Here is a 20,457-nt window from a genome sequence, read left to right on the forward strand (position 1 = left end):
TGCCGTCACTCACGAATGCGCGTGCAGCGGTGCAAGCAGGCCACCGATCAGCGTCGTGGCGACACTCGAGAGACTCGAGCGGCTCCAGCCACTGCGCGTGCCCGTAGCACTCCAGACAACCTGGCCCGACGTCACGTCGATCAGCTGGAACGTAAGACCAGCCACCGGTTCGCCGTCGACACCGACCTTGTAGCGCCACTCTTCGACCGCACCGGTCAGCACGTACTTGATGTGCTGATCGCGCGCCCAGCCGAGTTGCTTCTCGCCCGTGTCGCGCTGCGCGGTGTCGAACATGGCGGTATTCGCGCCGTCGACCGGTGCAAGGCGCACGTCCGCGAAACCGTTCGCGCGCAGCACGTTCGCAGCGATCGCAGCTGCGCTGCCACCGGCGGCCGGCGTTTCGGTGAAGTTAGCCATCGACACCACCGCAACCGAATCCTGTGACGTCAAAGCCGGCATGCCGGTCTGCCGGATCGAGCTGCATGCGCCGAGCAACAGCGCGCATGTCGCCAGCGCGGCGGACCAGCCGGCCATACGGGACCATCCTTTAGTCTTGCTCATCGAACCACTCCTCAGTTTATGTCGTCTTTCTTGCCGAATTCGTAGCTTGTGTCTACGTTATCTACGTTACATAAGCGTTGCGGCAACCCCGCCGCCCGCCCCCGACCTCGCCCGGATCAATAAAACCAGTTGTAGCGCATACCCACCACCGTCTGCGGCGTACCCAGCCGCGACACGGACTGATGCTCGAAATACAGCGCGAGATGATCGCCGCCGAACACCGAACCCGCGAGTCCAACGCTGACGTCAGGCCCCCACCCCTGGATCGAGTTGTGCACGATGCCGACATCGAGAAACGGCCGCCATGCATGCGTGTACTGATTGAGCAGGTCGTTGCCGAAGCCGAAGTACAGGCCATACTGCGTATAGCTCTGCGGTATGAAGTCGCTGGCGAGAGCCGGCTGCAAGGCCGCCGGCTCGAGCTGCGAAATCAGGCTGTCGGCCGAACCACTCGCACCGTAACCGCCGTGTTCGCCAACCAGACGGAACGTGTAATCGGGGTAGCCCGTGCGGATCCGGTAGCTGATTTCACCGGTTTCCAGCAGCCCGCTGCCGATGTAATCGCGCGCCTGGCTGTAGAAGCGGTCGCCTTCGACGCTACCGGTCATCGTGATTTGCTGGGTTGCGCGCCACGTGAAGTCGCCGACCAGGTTGTCCTTCATGCCGCCAATCTGGAGGAACTGGTCCTCGTCTGCGAGCTGATTGCGGCCAGCGTGCACGCCGAACTGCAGATCCGAGTTGCGGCCCGTTTCCGCTGCGAGTTGCACCGTGTAGAAACTGTCGAGCGCCTCGCGGCGGCCGATCGTCACGCTCGCCGTTGAATCCACCGTCTGCCGCTGCAGGAAAAAGCTGAGCGAGCGATCGACGGACGGAACATTGACGAGCTGGGTAATGTCCGTCGAGCGCTGGAAGTTCTGCACTTCCGTCGCGCCGATCAGGTAGTGGTCGGCGATTTTCTTGCTGCCGGCGAGCGTCTGCGCGACGTAGTCGAGCGGATGTTCGACATAGTTCACGACGCTCGCGTCGATCGACTGCGGCCAGTCGAGCGCTGTTTCGGTCAGGCGTGTATGTACGTCGTTGTTGTCGGGAGCGCCGTCGAGTCCGTCGAAGGCGAGCTGCTCTGCCCGGCCCTGCCGGTCGGTTGCCACCTCGGCGTCGATGCGATCGTCCAGCGGCAGGCGCGAGCGCTCCTGCGCGAGCAGTTGTTCCATCGCGCCGGTATCGTTTTCCGCGAGTGCGATCGTGAGACGCGCATCGGCTGGCTGAGCAAGGCGCGCCGCGTATTGCTGGGCCAGCCAGCGCTTCGCGAGCGGATTGCTCTCGTGCGACACACCCCAGGCGATCGCTACGTCCTTGGCGACTGCATCGCGCAGGCGGTTATTCTGCGCGGTATCGATACCGGCTTCGGGCGCCGCGCCGGGCAAACCCTTGGCAGTACCGAGCAGCGAACGGCGGGCAAGCTTCACGCTCTCCGTCGACTGGGTGCCGGAGAGCAGATCGTTCAGCATGGCGGCCGAGTCGTCGCCGGTCTGGAAATCCGTCGAGAGCGTCACGCGCCGGCCACGAATGTCCGCGAGGGTTTCAGCGTCCTGGCCGGAACGGCCCCGCTGCGCGGCACGTGCCGCGCCGTGCAGTTTGGCCAATGCCGCTTCATCCTGCTGCAGTTGCTGCCAGACCTTATGACGGATCGACCAGGCGAGATCGGGGCGGCCTGCCATTTCCTGGGCGTCGGCATACGTCATCAGCCACAGCGGATCCCGCGACAACGACGCGGATTCGCGCCGCAGATAGTCGAGCGCGCGCACCGGACGGTTCAGGCGCATCTCGGCGGCCGCGTACGGTTCCCATAACGCAGCACTCCTGTCTTCCGTGCCACGCCAGCGTTTCAAGGTCGCATCCAGCTGCGCGTCGGTGCCGTAGTCGACCAGGGTCCACAAATAGGCCGCGCGCAGGTCCGAAGTCGCACCCGGCAGATTGACCGCGTGCTTCAGATCGTCGAGCGCCTTCTCGGGCTGGTCGGTCAGGCGATAGTATTCGGCGCGCACACCGAGTACGCCGGGCGACTGCAGCGCTTCGTCGCGCTCCTGCTCCGTGAGGCTCGCCAGCAGCGCGGCCACACGGTCGAGCGCCTGTGCGTCGGTGTAGTAGTAGATCGCGTTTTGCAGCGCACGCGGCGAATGATCGCGGCGGTACTGCAACTCGGCAACCCGTGCTGCATCGATCGGATACGGATCGAAGAAGTACGTCATGTCACCAAGGTCTTCCGGCGTGCTGTCACCGCCCGCGAGCAGGTGACGGTACGCTTCGCTCGCCTCGGCGTCACGCTGCAACAGGCGTGCGAGTTCGGCGTAGTTGCGCCAGTAGTCGGTATCGCTGTCTTTCGCATTGCCGCGTGCGCTTTGCAGTGCTGCGAACGAGGCCTCGTAATTACCCTCGCGATACAGCACGCTCGCCGTACGCAGCGCAGCGCCCGCGTTGCCGGGATCGCGCGACTGCACGGCGCGGTACGCCGCGAGCGCCTGATCGTCGTGGCCCGCGCGTTCGGCGAGCGCGCCGATGCGCTGATCGATTGCATCGGCGTTGTGTCCGCGCGGCAAGCCTCGCAAAAACGCGAGGCCGTCGTCCGGCCGGCCGAGCCGCTCGTAAGTCGCGATCACGTTGTCGACCAGCTTCAGATCGTCGGGCGACGCCTGGGACGCGTGAACGAGGGCCGCAAGATACGCGTTGTCGTCGTCGAGCATCGGTGCGATGCGCAGGACGTTTTGCCAACCTACAGGGTCGTTCGACAGTCTTGCGTAGTCGAGCCAGGCATTCAACGCGAGCGACGGATTGCGGTCCCACTCGGCGGTCTGCGCGAGACGCTTCGTCCACAGGACCGAGCGCGGATCCCGCTGGACCTGCTGCTGGGCGATTTTCTCGGCATTTGCAAGGTCACCCGATTCGACGAACGACTGGAATACGAGGTCGGCTACCTTCGGATCCTTGCCGCCGCCCGGCGCGGTGCCGTCGGAGGCCGGTGCGGGCGCCGCGGCGGGTGCCGGGTCGGCTGGCGCAACGGGCTTGGGACTGGCCGGCGCGGCGGGTGCCGGGCTGGGTGTCGCGGCGGCTGCCAGCGTAGCCGTAACGGCGGGCGCTGGGCTCGGCGCCGCAACGGGCTTCGTGCCCGGCGCCGGCGTGGGCACCGGGTTTGCACCCGTGCTCGCGGCAACCCGGATCACGCCCCACCACTCCGTCGCCTTGCGCATGCTCACCGAGGCGAAACCATGGTGCGTCGGCAGCGGACCATCCATATAGGCATACGCCGACTGCGGCGTGTCTTGCGACACGTCTCGCTCCCCACCCTGCGGAGCGTCGGATGCGATTGCAGCCGTACCATCCTGTGCCAGAGCCGTGTCAGGCCCGGATGGCTGCGCCTGCGCGTAGCGCGCGAGCATCTTCGCGTAGTAATCGACGCGATCGGGCCGGTTGGCGGCGCGCGCGAGATTGAGCAACACGACCAGGGTTGCCGGATCGGTATCGAGCGCGCCGAGATGTTGATCGGCAGCCGTCAGCGCCTCGTTCAACAGATTGCCTGACTGCAGCGTGCGGATCGCCGCAATGAAACAGCGCCGCTGTTCTTCGCGCGTCTTCGCCGCGGCCTGCTGGCGGAACCAGGCATCGGCCCCAGCGCGGTAGTCGCCCGTCTGAATGGCGTAGCGTGTGATCTGCGTATCCCAACCGTTGCGCCCGCCCGGGTCGCCCGCCGAAAGACGCGTGTAGAGTTGCAACGCCAGATCGGGCAAACCAACCGCGGCGCAACGCTGCGCCAGCCATTCGAGATCCTTCGGCGCCCACGGCAAGCGCGCGGCCTGCGTCAACTGCGCACGCAGATTCGCAAGCGCGGCTTCGCGGCGGGGGTCGTCCTCGGGAATCGCAAACGTACGCTGTTCGGCGATCGACAGCCGCAGCATCATCGCGGCAAGCCGCATGTGAGTCGAACCGAGCGCCTCCATCCGCCGGGCTACCCGGGCGGCGTCGTCCATCCGCCCGAGCGACGTGTACTGCGCACCCAGCAGCGAGAGGAATTCCTCGTTGTTCGGCTGGACCTTCGACCAGGCTTCGAGGTAGGCAGCACTCAGATCGCTCGGCGCGCCTACTGATGCCAGCCGTTGCTGCAGGCCACCGCGCGGCGACGACGCGATCATCGTCAGCGGCACCACTGCAGCAAGCAGCAGGACGAGCTTGGTCGGAGCGATACGCGGACGCTCAGCGCGCACAGTTGACCTCGACCGGTTGATAGTTCATCTGCAAATCCGCGCTCGCGGACGTGTCGAAACGCAGGGACGAGCCGTTGCGTTGTACAGCCACGGACCGGCCGGCAACCTCGACACTGCAGGTGCCAGCATTGGCCAGTTGTACGAACGGCTGGTAATAGCCACCAAACTCGAATGCCATCCCGCGCGCCGTACGTTTGAACTGACGGACGTAACCGTTGGCGACGGCGATGTAGGGCAGTTGTGCATTCGCCGTCTGCGCCGCATCGGCCTGGGTGATCGCAAATGACGCGGCGCCATCCGCGAAATGAATGTATGTGCCGTCGGCGCCCACGTCGTAACCGGTGACACCGGCCGACGCGCGCAGATCCGGTACGCTGCCTGGAGGCGCACGCAGTTCGCGCACTTCGCCGTCGCCACGCACGATCCAGTTCGAATCAGGGCTGCGTGCGGCGCCCGCCGGCGCAATCGCACGCGCAACCGCGAAGTTATGCCAGTCGAGCACCTTGTGCGTGTAATCCGTGATCCTGACCGGCAGCACCGGCTCTTTGAGCACCGTCGAGAAAATCTGGTCGAGCGCACGCAGTGATGCGACCTTGGTACCGCTGTACATGTGGTAGTAAATGTCGATCGGCTTGAAGCGCAGCGGTTTGTCGGTCAGGTCGAAGGTCTCGAGTACGCGCGTAAAACCGTAGAACGGGCCGAGCCAGTCGTTGGTGTAAACGTTCTCATCCTGATTCGGTGCGTACACCTGATACGCGCCCGGCCCTTTGTCGACACCGATCGGCGCGATATTGGTCCAGCTGTTCGCGCTCTTCGTGATGACCGTGTCCCCGCCATTGATGTTCTGGACGCCCGCCGCATAGGTTTTGCGCACGACGATCGCGGGCGGCTCGCAGTTGCCGGGCCACTGCAGGATGACCGTCTTCTTGCCCGGCGGCGCGAGGCGCGTGTTGATGTAGTCGATCGAGCCGGTAATCTCGCGATCGATATTGAACTTGTAGTTCGGGATGTTCAGCGAAAACGCCGTATCGCCACCGCCGCGATCGATCCGCTCACCCGTCGTCGCATCAATGTCCTCCCACTCGAACGGGTGAGAATAGGTGTGCGTACCAATCTCGACGTACGGCAGTGCGAACATTTTGCGAGCGATCTCTTCGAGACGCGGCGAGATCTGCGGATACAGGCCCTTCGGCCCCACTTCGCCTTCGATGACCGACAGGGTCATCGGGATCTTGTAGCGGCTGAATACCTGTTCATAGAGCGCTTCACCCGAGTAATCGGCCCCGGGGAATTCGACGCGTGACGCGAAGCCGTCGCCGTCCACGTGCGTCATGAAGAGGCGCCGGCCGTTTTCCGTCGTCACGTTGGGGGCCGGCATCTGCCGCAGGCGCAACGCTGCCGTGAGAAACGAAATGGGCTGGATCGCCCAGCGTTCCTGACCGATACCGTTGAGCGATACGATCGTGTATGGGTTCATCGCGTAGCCGCCCCACGGCGTGACCGCGACTTCATCGAGCGTGGCGTTGCCCGAGCGCACGCGCAGCAGCGAATGGCTCGCGGCGCCTACCTGAATACCGACGAGGTCGCGCGGCCCCGGTTTCGGGTCGATCTCGAAGCCGATCATCGGATCTCGCGAAACGATTTCCAGCGGATCGTTGAAGGGACCGGCAACGGCCAGCAGATCGAGCGCCGCGCCGTCGTCCTGCTCGGCGTCAAAACCGAACTGGCCAAGAAATGCGACCGGGACGTGCGCCGCCATGCGCGCCTCTACCCACGAGCGCCATGCACTGCTGTCACGCAGATCGTCGCCCTGGAACCACGCGACGACACCGGCGTACCGATCCGGGGTGATGTCGCTGGGCAACTGGCCATTGGCGTCGGCGTATTCGACGTCATAGCCGAGATAGTTGAGCGGCGTCGCGAGATCGCGCACGCCCGGAGTTTCGTCCAGCGGCAGACCCGCAGCCGGATCTTGCACCACCAGGATCTTGCGCGGCAGCACTTCGATTGCTCCCACGCCGACTACATCGGCGGCAGCGTCCGTCACATACGGCGCCACGCCCGTCGCCAGCACCGTGGCCGCCGTCGCGCGGGCGCACACGCGGTCGGCAGGCGGGCAATATTCGAGCGAAATGACCGGCACGCCGGTCTGCTGCGTGAAGGCGCGGTCAGCGGCGACACGGCTCGCGCGCGTGGCGTCCGGCACGTCGAGCAGCTGTGCACCGCCGTTGCCCAGCCCACGCACCAGCGAATCGCCAATCACCGCGTACAAGGCTTTGGCATGCGTTTGCGCCGCTTGCAGCGCGTCCGGGCCGGCGACGACGAGGCGTGCATCCGGATGGGCGGCACGAATAGCCTCGGCGGCCGCGATCGCCGCTGGCGTGTCGAGCAGGAAGCCGCGATAGCCCCGCTGCCACAGCGGCGCGAGGGATTGTGCAAAAGCGTTGGGTGTGACGCCCGGATCCGACGGGTGCGTGCGGGCTATCCACACGGTATGCGCCAGCGGGTGCGCTGCGGGATCAAAACCACGCGTGGGATCTACCACCACGGCGTCGAATGCCTGCAGCAGATCGACCGGGACGTTCGAACCGAAGAAAAGCGCCAGGTTCGGCTGTGCCGGATGGCCGGAGACGCCGGCAAGCGCCTCGCCGGCATGGGCCGGCGACGCTGCCTGCGCGTACGCAGCCTGGTTCGGCGCGAGGCTCGTTGCCAGAACGATGAGTGTAGCGGCGCAGCAACGCACCGCTCTCGTCGCCAGCGTACTCAGCTGTAGTCGTTTGATGAGCGCCACCACCCCCGGGGCCCCCACTTGCGCGCCGAATCTCGGCGCAATCCTCGTTCGCATCTGATTTCTTATGATCGCTTTGAATGTTTTATTGGCGACCGGCGATACACGGCCCAGCTATTCAGGCCAAATCTACCGATTCGACTTCATAATGCTGACCACACTACCCCGCGGCATCCCCTCCCCGGGACAAAACAGGTAACCGGATTCATGCTGCTACAGACAGGATCGATCGACGCGCAAAAGGCATCGTTTGATACGATGATTCGGCGCGCATTTTAGCGCGTTCGCCGAATAAAGTAAGTATTATTTTTGAGACAAGTGATAACGCCAATGCCAATTAGATCAACAGGTTGGCCGGCAATTATGAGATGAAGCCCCCGCCAATAGGCGCCCGCAAACGTTTCCGCCAAGGTTAATAACCACCCAATCTCCGTTGTTAAAATTTAACGATCGTTGACTATTGAATGGCAACGTACGCCAGCGAACGGTCGCACTATTTAATTGATGATACGAATAGGCCGCAAACGTTATCGTCCGCATTCGCAAAGCGCTGACTTATTTTCTATGCCGGAATAAGCGGTGCGCGAATTGTGCTCTTTCTGATGTCATTCCGGACCCCATTCTCAATCGTCATTCGACCTCAGTGTCGTGGCGATCCTGGGCGCGCGTCAATTCCCAAATATTCGGCCATCCCATCCTTCCTTACGGGTACAAGCGTCGCCCAAACGCCACACCAGTCGATAGAATGCCCGTGGGACACAAGCCACGCCCTGCTTTCATACGTCTTTCAATATTCTTTCGCAGTCCAACTCATCACTTCACTCTAGCGTCGCATGAAGAGCAGCATCATGAGCCTGCCGGCCAGCCGGCGTCATCGCCTTGCGGCGTATGCCGTAGCGGGCCTTATTCTGAGCGTGGTTCTGGCCGTGCTGCCGGTGGCAAATGTCCGCGAGCCGAATATCGCGGCCTTCCTGCCGCTGTTCGCGATGGCCGTGTTCGTTACCGAGGGCCTCACCGCCTATTTGTTGTGGACGCAGTTCATGATCACACGTGGGCCGTTTCTCGCTGCATTGAGCGGCGCCTACGCGTACACGTCCGTCACGGTCGCGATCCAGTTGATGGTCTTCCCCGGCGTGTTCTCGCCGCAAGGGCTGCTCGGCGCCGGGCCACAGAGCGCGCTATGGATCTGGGCTTTCTGGCATAGCGGCTCGCCACTGCTGATCCTCGCCGCGCTGTTCGTGCGCCGCCGCTTCCAGGCTCCAGTGCCGCATGCGAAGACGCGTCTTGTCGGCCTGCTTTCGTTAGGTGTCCCGGTTTGTTTGTCGCTGCTGCTTTGCCTCATCGCGATCCGCGGGGATGCCTGGTTGCCCCAACTGGTCGACCCCCGGTCGTACCAACGGCTGCCGAACAGTCCCTCGGGTGTGAACATCGCCATCTTGACCGCCGGGACATTTCTCTACCTGGTCTACAGCACCCGCCTGCAGACCTTGCTCGAACTCTGGCTGGGCGTAGCCCTCTTTGCCGGACTTGGCGACGTGCTGGTGACGATTGCGGCGAACTCGCGCTATAGCATCGGCTGGTACGTGGCCCGGCTCGAATCGGTGCTGGCTTCGAGCATGGTGCTCGGCGTGCTGATCTGGGAAATCAGTCACCTGTATCGCGAGTTGCACGCGGCCAATGCAAGGCTGAGCGAATTCGCGTCGCGCGACGGCCTGACCGGCATCTTCAATCGCCGCTACTTCGACGAGCGCTACCCCATGGCGTTGGGCCATGCCCAAACGGCGCGACGTGCATTGTCGATCCTGATGGTGGACATCGATCATTTCAAGCGCTTTAACGACACGCTCGGGCATCTGCGCGGCGATGAATGCCTGGTCGCCGTTGCCGGTGCGCTGCAGGCCAGTCTGCGGCGCAGCGGCGATTTTGTAGCGCGCTTCGGTGGCGAAGAGTTCGTCGTCGTGCTGCCGGACTGCGACCACGAGATGGCCACGAAGCTTGCCGAAAACGTGCACGCGGCAGTCGCACGCCTCGCCGTCGCGGCCCCGTTCACCGACGCGGGCTGCGTAAGCGTCTCGGTGGGTGTCGCGACTTCGCAGCCCGAGGCGGCCATACCGGCCGCCGAGCTTCTTGCCCAGGCCGACGCCGCGTTATATCGCGCCAAGGAAGCCGGCCGCGACCGCGTCACGGCCTGGCAAGCAACGCCGCTCGGCCTTGCCTCGATTCAGGCCCGTTCGCTGTGACGGGCACAGGAGTTGCTGCCAGACGCTCAGTGGCACGCGCGTGCTGAGCCGTTGAGGCGCAGCGCAGACCGACGTCCGCCGCTTCGACCATTCCAGCCATCCAACGAGGAGACGCCCATGCTTCGCTACGCTGCAATTTTCTTCATCATTGCCATCATCGCTGCAGTGTTCGGTTTCGGTGGCATCGCCGCCGGCGCCGCTGAGATCGCCAAGGTCCTGTTCTTTATCTTTATCGTGATCTTCCTCGTGACCTTGCTGATGGGCGTGGTGCGACGCTGACGGCTAGCGAGGGCCAAAGGAACACCGGACTGGGCCGTCGCGCATTGCAATTGTTGCGCCTCCGGATTGCAATAGTTGCGGCCCAGTTTGCGACTGCGCCTCGATGAGATCAGAGCGCCGCAGCCGCAGGATTAAGCTCGATATGCAGCACGACCAGCCAGCGCCGCGGACAATCGGCCGCGATGCGCGGCCCCGGTTGACCGTCGCGCGCGGCGGCGACAAAACCCTTCTCTTTGGCAAAGCTGAACGCGCGGCGCGCGTCGGCCTGCAGCCACATCGAAACGAGTCCGCAGGTCACGAAACCGAACACGGAAACAATCTGCGGCGAGATGCCCGCGTCGATCTGCCGTGCAAGCACCGTGAACGCAGTGGTCAGGATCTGGCTTGCCGCAATCGCGATCAACACGACCTTGAGCATGCCCCGGAACATCATCCCCGGTCTTGGGTGCACCATCTCTTTCTTCGGTCCTTCTGCTGGTTTGTTTAGGGGGTCTCGCATGGCAGCCTATGCCGCGCGGGCAATCTGGCGGCGCGGCAGTTCGAGCCGCTGCGACCACGTGGCGAGGGTTCGCGCCGCCACTGCGGGTTTGCTGAGAATCGCGCTGTCGTAGCGTTTGCCGTCAAAGCGCATGAAGTCGACAATGCGAAAGCCGTGGCCGCGATAAAACGCAACCAGATGTGCAGCGGGCTGCGGGGTATCCAGAGCGAGTTCCGCATAGCCGCGGGTGGCCGCCCAGTGATCGGCGAAGGCCAGCAGCAGCGTACCGATGCCGCGCGCCTGCCAGGCCGGTTCGACGCCGAACTGGCGCAGGCTCGCGATATCGTCGCGGCAGTACAGTTCGCAAGGCGACTCGCGATCGGGCGCATACAAGGTCATGGTGCCGACGATGCGGCCATCGCATACAGCCACGTAGCAATCGCCGCGTGAAGCCCGCGAACGCGTCACCGCGACGCTCTGATCGACGCAGCTACAGTTCAGGCCCATCGTGCCGAGCCGCTCAAACGCGCGATGCAGCATGGTTGTGAGCGCATCGAACGAATCGCGCGCCGGATCGAAGCGCCGCAGTTCGATACGGCCAAGGCCGCGCCGGACATACTCGATCCGCTGGGGCTGCTGCAGGGCTGCGCGCTGATTCATACTCACCTTGACCATCCACATTCATCATCAGGTGATTGAAGTGTAGATTTGGCCTGTGAGCACCCGCAAGAAAAAATGTCGTAAAAACTGCATACATCGCCGGGCGGCCGGGTGGCCGCCGCCAAGGCTTGCAGCAGGAAAGCGGGCGTGTATCAAACGAAGTGACCACACTCGCGGACAATTTCGCCCGTGCTGCCGACGATCGCCGCGGCCGCGATTTCATCCATGCTTGCGCTCCACCTGTCACGCACGACCTTGTCGTGAGCTTGCGCCCCCTCCATGATTTCGCTTCGTTCGAAGTGAGCTTCTGCATGCTTTATATATGCGCCGTAAGCGGCACCTTGCGGCACCAGCACGCCGAAGCCACCGAAGTTCTCCCTGAAAGTTGCGCGGTCAGGAACGACCGGACGGCAGCCACACAGCGCCGCTTCGAGAACCGGCATGCAGAAGCCCTCGAGGTCCGAGGTCGAAATGACCGTGGCGGAACGACGGTAAATACTCGAAAGTTCGTCATCGCTCAGGCCCGTGAATACCTTGATTCTCTTTGCGAGCCCTAGCGCCTCGACCTCTTGCGTCAGAACCGGCGCCGCCTCGCGCGGCACGACCATCGCGACAGTCCCCGTGCCCTCGGCGTCTTCCTTGACGTATCCCAGCACGCGCTGATAGTTCTTGTGCTCAGCCAACGTCCCCACCCACACCGCTTCGTAGCGTTCACCGGCAGGCGCCTCGCCGACAGAGGACAGAAACTGCCTGTCTATCGGAACGCCGCAGATGTGGTACGGCAACTTTCCGTAGACCTGATTGATCATGCGTCCAGTCGCATGGGTCACGCTGTAAATAAAGCCCATTTTTCTGGAAGCCCATGGCAGGTAGTAGCGATAAAACAGAAGCGACTTTCTGTTGCGCGGATAGAAGTACTGGATGATGTCGTGATAGATCGGAATCTGCTTTGAAAATGCGAACGGAACCACGTATTCCTGGGATGTCACGACAATCAACGGATAACCCGCCGAGCGCCACGCATCGAACACGAAAGCCCAGTAAATCACGAGCCAGGGAACGTGCAGCCTGCCGAGGATTCTCAATACGGCATGATTCCGCTGCGCGTCTTCCAGCTCCTTCGCCCCTAGCACGATGACTTCGCAACCGTGCGACCTGAGCGCCCCGGTCATGTGCGTCAGAAAGCGTGCCATGCTCCCCGGCCCACCCACATTGGCTCCTGGCCCGCATACCAAAACTGATTTCACCTGGCCTCCGCGCAATCGATAAACGTGCGATGAATTAATGGTCCACTGAGCTATACGCGCTCGCCCGCCAACATAGCGGCGTTCGCAGACAGGCCGTAGACGATCAACCTGACGAGTGTGCGCCACCGATCCGTGCGGCGCCGCCGAAAATTAGTCGTTTGACGCCGCGCGTCCGAATGGCGGGGTACCCACTGTTATATTCAGAAAAAAAGGGGGATACGGTCATGGCAAATACCATCTGCCGGGGCGATCCATGTGGAACAAGAGAGAGCCCGTGATGCGCAATTTCTTCACTTCGTTCTGGCTATGGATCTTCCTGTTGCCGCTCGCGCTGGACTACAAGGCGGCCGACGACGCGCGCAGCCATCTCGCGCAGATCCTGCTCGTCATACCGGTGCTAGGCGCCGGCTTCGTCCTCGAACTGATTGCACCACGCTTTGCACGCAAGGCCAAGCTTCGTTCGATCGTCAGCGTTGCGGTGATGGTGACTGTCCTCGGCAGCATCGTGCCGCAACTGCTGGAAGGTAACGATTTCGGCAACTACCTGCGCGTTCTGCTGCCATTTCTGCTGTTCCTGCTCGGCTACCGGGTAATGTGCCATCCCTGGCACGAACAACGCATCGGGCAGATCGAGAAGGCCCTGTTCTGGGCGAACGTCCTCTGTCTGCTGTTCACGCTGGTGTACGGCATGAAAACCACGGCCACCGGTCTCGACGACGTCCGCTACCGCATCGTCTCCCCCACCTTCCTGGTCCTTCAGGCTGCCCTGCTCCACGAATTCGTCATTGCGAAGCGCTTTACCAAGTTCTCTATCTTCATCTTCATGATCACGGTGGTGATCGAACTGCTAAGCGTTACGCGAAGCCTGATGCTGGGCACACTGCTCCTGCTCATGCTGGCGACCTGGCTGGGTGCGCCGTCGATCCATCGTCTGATGCGCGCAGTGCTGCGCGCGGCGCTCGTCGCCGTCATCTGCGGTGCGGTGATCGCAGGCGGAGCCTCGTTCTTCCCGACCGTCGCCGAACACTGGACTATCCGCATGTCCGCATCGAAGGCGACCGAGTCGGGCAGAGATCCCACCACGATAACGCGTCTGGCTGAAATGAAGGATCAGTATGACCAGATCACGTCTTCGCCCGATTCGCTGCTGTTCGGCAAGGGCTATGGACACTATTACCGCTACTCTCCGTCGTATTTACCGGATCTGGCAGGACAGATCAGTGCCAAGGACTTCTACGCAATCCACGAGTGGTTCGCCGGGCACAACTTCTGGGTCTACCAGTTGTTCGCAGGCGGCATCGTATTCGGTCTTGCGCTACCGTTAGCGCTGCTCTACTCGCTCTACCGCTGCTGCATCGCTTACAGAAAATGGCGGGCAGTCGCACCCAATTCACTGTACCTGCCGGTGATGGGACGCGCGATTCTGATGGTGGCGGCCTTGCCGGCGACGTCGATAGGTGGCAATCCGCTCGGCCCACGCTTTGCGGGGCTGGTGTTCGGTGTCGCCTTGGGCCTGATGATCTCGATGCACGCGCACCTGCATCGGATGCACGTAGCACGCACTCGCCGCGCGATGCCGATCAACGTTGCGCGCGCCAGGCTGAACGCGGGCGTCACGGGTGTGAAGGGCATGCCGCACCTGCCTGGTGTGCCCGGGGTGACTCGTGTGCCGGGCTCGTCCGGAATGCCGGGCATGCAATAGCGCAGCCTGGCGACGAGACAGAAGCAGAAGCGATTACGCGTAATGCCTGCCTACGCGTAAAACTCGCTCTCGTACAGCCGCTTGCCGGCTTCGTCCTTGGGCGCGAGGATGGGCGCAAACTCGATCGGCCAGTCGATGCCGATATCCGGGTCGCTCCACAGGATGCTGCGCTCGTGTTCGGGATACCAGTAGTCGGTTGCCCTGCACAGGCACTCGGCCATATCCGACATCACCACGAAGCCATGCGCGAATCCGGGCGGCACCCACATTTGCCGGCGGTTGGCTGCGCTCAGATGCACGCCGATCCATTTTCCGAAGGTATGCGAACTAAGGCGGACATCCACCGCCACATCGAAGACGTCTCCCACTACTACACGCATGAGCTTGCCCTGCGGGCGGTGAATCTGGTAATGCAGACCACGCAACACGCCGCACTTCGAGCGTGAATGATCGTCCTGTACGAATTCGACGCCACCGGCCACCGACTCGGCGAATTCGTCGGCGTTGAATGTTTCGAACGAGCTGCCCGCCTCGTCGCAGAACAGGTCTGTTTCGACGATCTTGACTTCCGGAAGCGCCGTTCGTGTCACCTTGATGCTCATGCCGCTCTTCCCGTGAAGAGGTGCTGCCGTCCCGCCATGAGGACCGGCGCGTCGACTGGCTAGCCGTTCGTAACCGCTGCACACACTGCGCGTGACGCCCTGCTTCGCAGCATGTGAAAAATGTGCGCTCATGCGATCACTCCTTCGATCCCGCGGGCGATCGCCAGGCACCGCTTCGCCAGAGATCCTGCGCCCCGTCGACGACACGTGGGCACTCAAAAACCTGCATCACGTCCTCTTCACACTCCGGTAAAACATCCAGCCGGCGCTGCCGACGAGACCCACTGTCATGGACCACGCCACACCCGTGACGCCCCAGAAGTGCGTCGCAGGCGGCACGGTGATGACGAGCGTGATGATCTGCAGAACCGCAGCCTGGGTCGCTACCTTCGGCAACCCGATTGCACGCACGTAGGCAACCAGCACGGCGATGAGCGAGCCGATCGCCATGTTGATGACAAAGATCCTGAAGAGTGGTACCGCAGACATCCAGGCCGGTCCGAGCACGAACATGAACAGCGGCCCGGCGACGGCGCGCAACACGAGCACCAGAAGCACCAGCCCAACCGTAGCGATGGCAAAGTAGCGCACAAACAGCTTTTGCGCCGAGCCGTCCTCGCGCCGATGATGGGCGGAAAAGGTCGGAAACAGGTACTGCTGCATGGCGATGGCCGCGTCCGCGAGCAACATCTGCGCAAACTTCGACGACATCTGATAAGCGCCCAGCGCCGCCGGCCCAAGCAGTTTGCCGACCAGCACCTTGTCGAACTGGTTGAGCAGCAGGTTGACGATACTGCCCGCCCAGATCCAGCGGCTGAAGTTCACGTAATGACCAATGCCGTGCCACGACAGACGAACCGGCGGCCGTGGCGACATCGTGGTCCACGTCAGCGCCGTCTTCAGCGTCTCTCCGGCGATCATGCCGATCAACATGGCGTAAGCACCTGTACCCGCCCAGGCACACGCGAGTCCGAGCGCGCAATCGGTAAACGCCGCTGAGGTTTCGACGCCAGCCAGCTGCTGAAAACTCCGCTCGCGCTGAAGCATGAAATATGCTGGCGAGGCGAGGCCACGGATCAGCGGCAACGCAGCGGCCAGTTGCAACAGCAACAGCGAACCGCCCAGATGGAATTGCGAATTCATGAGCGGTGCAAGCGCGATCAACAGCAGCGCAATCATGGCGCCACGTGTGGTCAGCGTCGTCCACACCGCACCGAGTTCCGTGCGAGTGGGCGTGCTCTTCGCCTGCACCACGGCCTGGGCGAGGCCGGTATCGCTCAGGGACTCGGCAATCGCCACCGCGAGCAACGCGACACTGACGCTACCGATCGCAGACGGTCCGAGCAGACGTCCAATCGCGAGAAATTTGATCGCCACGAGGCCACGTACGACAATCTGCTGGATCAGGACCCAGGTCGCCGCACTGCTATTGAAAGCAGGCCTCATCGAGACAAGCGGAACCCTGATCGATCTCACAGCGGACCTCCCCTTTAGTATTTGCTACAGCATGCCTGACACGGTAACGCGGCTGTTTATGCGGGGACCGCCATCTCCTAGCCGATATCGGCCCCGCGCAGGCCTGTGACAATGTTTTTCGCTACCTTCGGGGTATGACAAAAGACACTATCCTCGTGATCGAACCCGACTTCTCCGGACACCGTTGGCGCTATGCCGAGTGGGCCGGACAAGCGTGTGTCGAAGCCGGCTACCAGTGCGTCATCGTGACCGCCTCGGCGAACGCGACGCATCCGCTTGCGCAACGCCTTGCCGCCGGTAACCGCAACGACAACGGCACCGGCAGCAACGCGGACCTGCAGATCACCTTCGTCGACCCGCCTGCCGAAGCGAGCCGCGCGAGCCTCAGCTCAGTGAGCTACGTGCGCTACTTCCGCCATTTCCAGCACATCTATCGCACCGTCAGCCGCGAGTACCGCGTGGTGCTGGCAGTCGTACCGTATGTGGACTACTTCTTTTATGCGTTGCCATTTCTCGGCTCACCGTTCGGCAACACACCGTGGATCGGCATCACGATGCGTGCGGCCTTCCATCATCACGAGGCTGGCGTGCGCGCACCGCGCCGTCCGCTGGTCAATGCCATCAAGGAGCAGCTATTTCGCCGCGCAGTGCGGACAAGCGGCCTGAAAACCTTGCTGACCATCGACCCGACGCTCTCCGACTGGTGCGCGAGCCATCCTGAACCCGGCGCTGCGCCGGTGCAGTATCTCGCCGACCCCTCCCCTGATGCCGTGCCTGGCGACCCGTGGCTCGCCCGCGAGCGGCTCGGTCTGCCCGGCTACGGGCAGTATGTGCTGGTGTATGGCTCGATCGGCGAACGCAAGGGCATCTTCGAGCTCATCGAGGCGCTGGCTGCGCGAGAGGACGCACCGACGCTGGTGATCGCCGGCGCCCAGGAGAAGGACGCACGAGCGCCTCTGCGCGACGCGCTCGCGCAACTGAGCCCCGAGCCCGTGGTGCTCGACCGCTTCATCGACAGCGACGCCGAACAGGATCTCTTCTCGGCCTGCGACATCATCTGGCTCGGCTATAAAGGACACTACGGCATGAGCGGCGTGCTGGTGCAGGCGTATCGCGCAGGGCGGCCGGTCATCGCCACAGCGGACGGACTGATTGGCTGGTTTTGCCGGGACGGCGAACTGGGCCCGGTGATCGACGATCTCACGCCAGACTCGATCAATCAGGCTCTCGACACGCTGCTGGATTCCATCTGGGTGAGGCCGGGCGCATCGAACGGCCATCTGCTCGAGCGCAACACCCTGGCTCACTTCAAGCAGACGCTGCAGTCCGCGATTCAAGTGTCGTCGGCGCGCCAGACTCGCGGCGCGGCCTCACTGCCCACTCAGGCGGCAGTGCCACGCCCATAAGTGGCTCCTTGAGCAGTTCCCTGAGCAGGGATTTAAGCGAAGAACCCCTAAGCAATGCCTGCCAGTGGGGTTCCTCTGTTACGAGACCTGTCCGCCGACCGCCGGCACTTCCAGTTCCTCCGGCATGCCCTCGCCCTTCGCGCCCTTGCGGCGAGCCGGGAAAATCGCATCGCGGATACGCAGGAACGGGAACTCGATGGCGCGCGTCGTCACATAGCCGATCACGATCGCAATCGCAAACTGCGCGATCAGCACCGGCGCCCATGCGGCGATGGCCGGCACATGCAATGCGGCGAACTTGCGGATCAACATGTCGCCGGGTGCAAGCGCCAGCGAGTGCCACAGGTAGATACCGTACGAGTAGACGCCGATCCACGCCACCGCACGGAACAGCCATGCTTCGCGCAGCTTCTGCGAGTACTCGATGGTCAGCACGATCAACGCGCAAAAGCCGAGCGCCTGGATCGTGTAACCGATGCTCTCGTCGAGCGGAATGTTCTTCGTGGCGAGCACGAGCCATGCAACAAGCGCCAGCACCAGCGCTATCAGGGTTTTCTTGTGCGCGGCCAGGCGGCGATAAAGCTCCGGCTTCATCCAGTACACCGCCGCCAGAATCACGCCGAACAGCAGGCTGTCGATGCGGTATTGCGTGTAGAAGAACGCGGCATCCAGATTGCCGTTCGCGACCACCGCGCAGCGCGCCGCCAGTACGATCACGCAGATGGTCAGCAGCGTGGCGATGACCGCATTCGCCCGCAGTCTGAGCGCCGCGACGATCATCAGGAGTGCTGGCAGAAACAGATAGAAGTGCTCTTCGACCGCCAGACTCCACGTCTGACTAATCGAGGAGCCCAGATAGTTCTGCATATGCGTGAGATTCTGAACCAGGAAAGTGCTGGCCGGATGGCGTCCCGAGAGCACATGGAACAGGATCAGCACATAGTAGGCGGGCCAGATCTTGAAGATCCGCCGGATAATGAAGCGTCGCGCATCGATGTGGCCCACCTTGGCATACTGCTTGAGCAGCAGCCCACCCACGAGGAAACCGCTCAACGTGAAGAACAAGTTGACCCCTTCACGGCCGAAACTCTTCAGCGGATACTCGATGGCCGCGATAATCGCACTGCCCGTTTGTACGCTGTGGAAATGAAAACCCATCACCGCAATGATCGCAATGCCCCGAATGAAATCGAGCTCGATCGAGCGTTGGGGCCCTTTGCTATTTTCTGTCCCAAACCAGCGCATGATTTTTCCCCCTGACACGGAATTGACGTGTTCAAAACGTGTTTCCGCGATCCGTCCTCTTATCTTCTTGTGACGGATACGGTTTGATCCGCCAACATCACGGCTTTCACGGCCATTGTGTGTACTGTTGGCGAACTCCAACACCCGTGTGCGAAGACGTACCAAGGCAGCAGTCGATTCACGCCGAAGGCTAGCCGCCTTGCGCCTCGCGAGGCGGTTACGCGAATGTGCACTGCTATATTCGAAACCATAATTGGGGGGAATACGGTGCCATGAAGATTCTGCATTTGCTGTCGACGCTCGACCCGCGCGCAGGTGGTCCCACGGAAGGCGTGCGGCAAAGCGGCGTGAACATGACAGCGCTCGGCCATCGGATTGAAGTCGCGACTGTCGACGACCCGTCTGCGCCATGGCTCGAATCGTTCCCACTCCCCGTTCATGCACTCGGCCCCGCCAGAGGCTCGTACGGCCTCACGCCGAAGCTGGTGCCGTGGCTCAAGGCACACGCTGCCTCATTCGATGCCGTGATCGTCAACGGTCTATGGCAGTACCACGGCTACGCCGCCTGGAAAGCACTGCGGCATCTCGACGTGCCGTATTACGTGTTTCCGCACGGCATGCTGGATCCATGGTTCAAGCGCACCTACCCGCTCAAGCATCTCAAGAAGTCCCTCTATTGGCCGTGGGCCGAGTACCGGGTCTTGCGCGATGCGACGCGTGTGATGTTTACCGCCCAGGAAGAATGTCGCCTCGCGCGCGAATCGTTCCGCCTCTACCGGGTCAATGAAGAAGTCGTCGCGTTCGGGACCAACCGGCCGCCCGCCGACGCGGGAAGTTTGCGCGAAGCGTTTTACGCGACCTATCCGGCCCTGCGCGGCAAGCGGTTGATCCTGTTCCTCGGCCGTATCCATCCCAAGAAGGGTTGTGACCTGCTGTTGCAGGCGTTTGCCGCGGCGCGCGATCTCGATCCAGCGGCACATCTTGTGATGGCCGGCCCGGACGGCGGCCAGTGGAACGCGACGTTGAAGACCCTGAGTGCCAAACTCGCGATCGAGAGCCGCGTCACATGGACTGGCATGCTGCAGGACGATCGAAAGTGGGGGGCGTTCTATGCCGCTGATGCGTTCGTCCTGCCGTCACACCAGGAGAACTTCGGCATTGCTGTGGCCGAAGCGCTCGCCTGTGGCCTGCCAGCGCTGATCTCCGACAAGGTGAATATCTGGCGCGAAGTCGAAGCGGATGGTGCGGGCTTCGTGGCGCCTGATACGGTTGCAGGCACACTCGCCAGCCTCACCCGCTGGCTGCAACTCGACGCAACCGATGCGCAGAAGATGCGCAAGCAGGCCTTGCACTGCTTCGAGCAGCACTTCACGGTGGATGCAATGTCGGCCGATCTGCTGCGTGTGCTGCAGCAGGGCCGCCGCAAGCAAGGCGCAGAGGAGCGTTCGCCGCTAGCGCTGGGGCAAGGTTAGGTTTAGTCAGGTTACCGAAGCATAGTCGCCAAAGCCCAGAGCCCC

General features: G+C 62.7%; 14 protein-coding genes. 5 read left to right on the forward strand and 9 right to left on the reverse strand.

Annotated features, from left to right (window positions below):
* Positions 1 to 9 precede the first annotated feature (9 nt).
* From BUS06_RS15565 to BUS06_RS15575, 3 genes are all read right to left on the reverse strand, one after another.
* Positions 10 to 561 (reverse strand): penicillin-binding protein activator LpoB, encoded by a 552-nt coding sequence (locus BUS06_RS15565; protein ID WP_074265079.1) that lies wholly within the window; start codon positions 559 to 561, stop codon positions 10 to 12.
* A 116-nt stretch (positions 562 to 677) separates the two neighbouring features.
* Positions 678 to 4,817, reverse strand: coding sequence for a tetratricopeptide repeat protein (locus BUS06_RS15570; RefSeq protein ID WP_074265080.1), 4,140 nt, complete (start codon positions 4,815 to 4,817; stop codon positions 678 to 680).
* Positions 4,807 to 7,662, reverse strand: coding sequence for a bifunctional glycoside hydrolase/polysaccharide deacetylase family protein (locus BUS06_RS15575; protein ID WP_254368851.1), 2,856 nt, complete (start codon positions 7,660 to 7,662; stop codon positions 4,807 to 4,809). The genes BUS06_RS15570 and BUS06_RS15575 overlap by 11 nt, the downstream gene beginning before the upstream one ends.
* Before the next feature lie 776 nt (positions 7,663 to 8,438).
* Here BUS06_RS15575 and BUS06_RS15580 point away from each other — a divergent pair.
* Complete coding sequence (locus tag BUS06_RS15580) at positions 8,439 to 9,845, forward strand: sensor domain-containing diguanylate cyclase (protein ID WP_083611433.1); 1,407 nt, start codon at positions 8,439 to 8,441, stop codon at positions 9,843 to 9,845.
* Between the two features lie 117 nt (positions 9,846 to 9,962).
* The gene (locus BUS06_RS15585; protein WP_074265082.1) at positions 9,963 to 10,124 is read left to right on the forward strand and encodes a DUF1328 family protein; all 162 of its coding nucleotides are present in this window, start codon (positions 9,963 to 9,965) and stop codon (positions 10,122 to 10,124) included.
* A gap of 109 nt (positions 10,125 to 10,233) precedes the next feature.
* On the opposite strand, the gene BUS06_RS15590 is transcribed toward BUS06_RS15585, so the two are convergent.
* The 3 genes from BUS06_RS15590 to BUS06_RS15600 form a co-directional block, all read right to left on the reverse strand.
* On the reverse strand, positions 10,234 to 10,578 hold the full coding sequence (locus BUS06_RS15590) for a hypothetical protein (protein ID WP_074265083.1): 345 nt from the start codon (positions 10,576 to 10,578) through the stop codon (positions 10,234 to 10,236).
* A gap of 51 nt (positions 10,579 to 10,629) precedes the next feature.
* Entirely contained in the window at positions 10,630 to 11,262 is a 633-nt protein-coding gene (locus BUS06_RS15595; protein WP_074266117.1) for a GNAT family N-acetyltransferase, read from the reverse strand.
* 152 nt (positions 11,263 to 11,414) lie between these two features.
* Complete coding sequence (locus BUS06_RS15600) at positions 11,415 to 12,455, reverse strand: glycosyltransferase (RefSeq protein WP_074265084.1); 1,041 nt, start codon at positions 12,453 to 12,455, stop codon at positions 11,415 to 11,417.
* A gap of 307 nt (positions 12,456 to 12,762) precedes the next feature.
* Between BUS06_RS15600 and BUS06_RS15605 the strand changes: the two genes are divergently transcribed.
* Positions 12,763 to 14,211: a hypothetical protein gene (locus BUS06_RS15605; protein ID WP_143787525.1), complete on the forward strand. Its 1,449-nt coding sequence runs from the start codon at positions 12,763 to 12,765 to the stop codon at positions 14,209 to 14,211.
* A 50-nt stretch (positions 14,212 to 14,261) separates the two neighbouring features.
* Here BUS06_RS15605 and rfbC read toward each other — a convergent pair whose 3' ends face one another.
* The gene (rfbC, locus tag BUS06_RS15610) at positions 14,262 to 14,813 is read right to left on the reverse strand and encodes a dTDP-4-dehydrorhamnose 3,5-epimerase (RefSeq protein ID WP_074265086.1); all 552 of its coding nucleotides are present in this window, start codon (positions 14,811 to 14,813) and stop codon (positions 14,262 to 14,264) included.
* A 228-nt stretch (positions 14,814 to 15,041) separates the two neighbouring features.
* Positions 15,042 to 16,289, reverse strand: a complete 1,248-nt coding sequence (locus BUS06_RS15615) for an oligosaccharide flippase family protein (protein ID WP_074265087.1) — start codon at positions 16,287 to 16,289, stop codon at positions 15,042 to 15,044.
* A 134-nt stretch (positions 16,290 to 16,423) separates the two neighbouring features.
* Between BUS06_RS15615 and BUS06_RS15620 the strand changes: the two genes are divergently transcribed.
* Positions 16,424 to 17,695: a glycosyltransferase family 4 protein gene (locus BUS06_RS15620; protein WP_074265088.1), complete on the forward strand. Its 1,272-nt coding sequence runs from the start codon at positions 16,424 to 16,426 to the stop codon at positions 17,693 to 17,695.
* Between the two features lie 78 nt (positions 17,696 to 17,773).
* Here the strand turns inward: BUS06_RS15620 and BUS06_RS15625 are convergent, their stop codons facing one another.
* A complete protein-coding gene (locus tag BUS06_RS15625; protein ID WP_074265089.1) occupies positions 17,774 to 18,940 on the reverse strand; it encodes an acyltransferase family protein in 1,167 nt (388 codons plus the stop codon).
* A gap of 272 nt (positions 18,941 to 19,212) precedes the next feature.
* Here BUS06_RS15625 and BUS06_RS15630 point away from each other — a divergent pair, with 272 nt between their 5' ends.
* Positions 19,213 to 20,412: a glycosyltransferase gene (locus tag BUS06_RS15630; RefSeq protein ID WP_074265090.1), complete on the forward strand. Its 1,200-nt coding sequence runs from the start codon at positions 19,213 to 19,215 to the stop codon at positions 20,410 to 20,412.
* Positions 20,413 to 20,457: the final 45 nt, after the last annotated feature.

The sequence above is a fragment of the Paraburkholderia phenazinium genome, assembly GCF_900141745.1.
Classification (GTDB): Bacteria; Pseudomonadota; Gammaproteobacteria; order Burkholderiales; family Burkholderiaceae; genus Paraburkholderia; species Paraburkholderia phenazinium_B.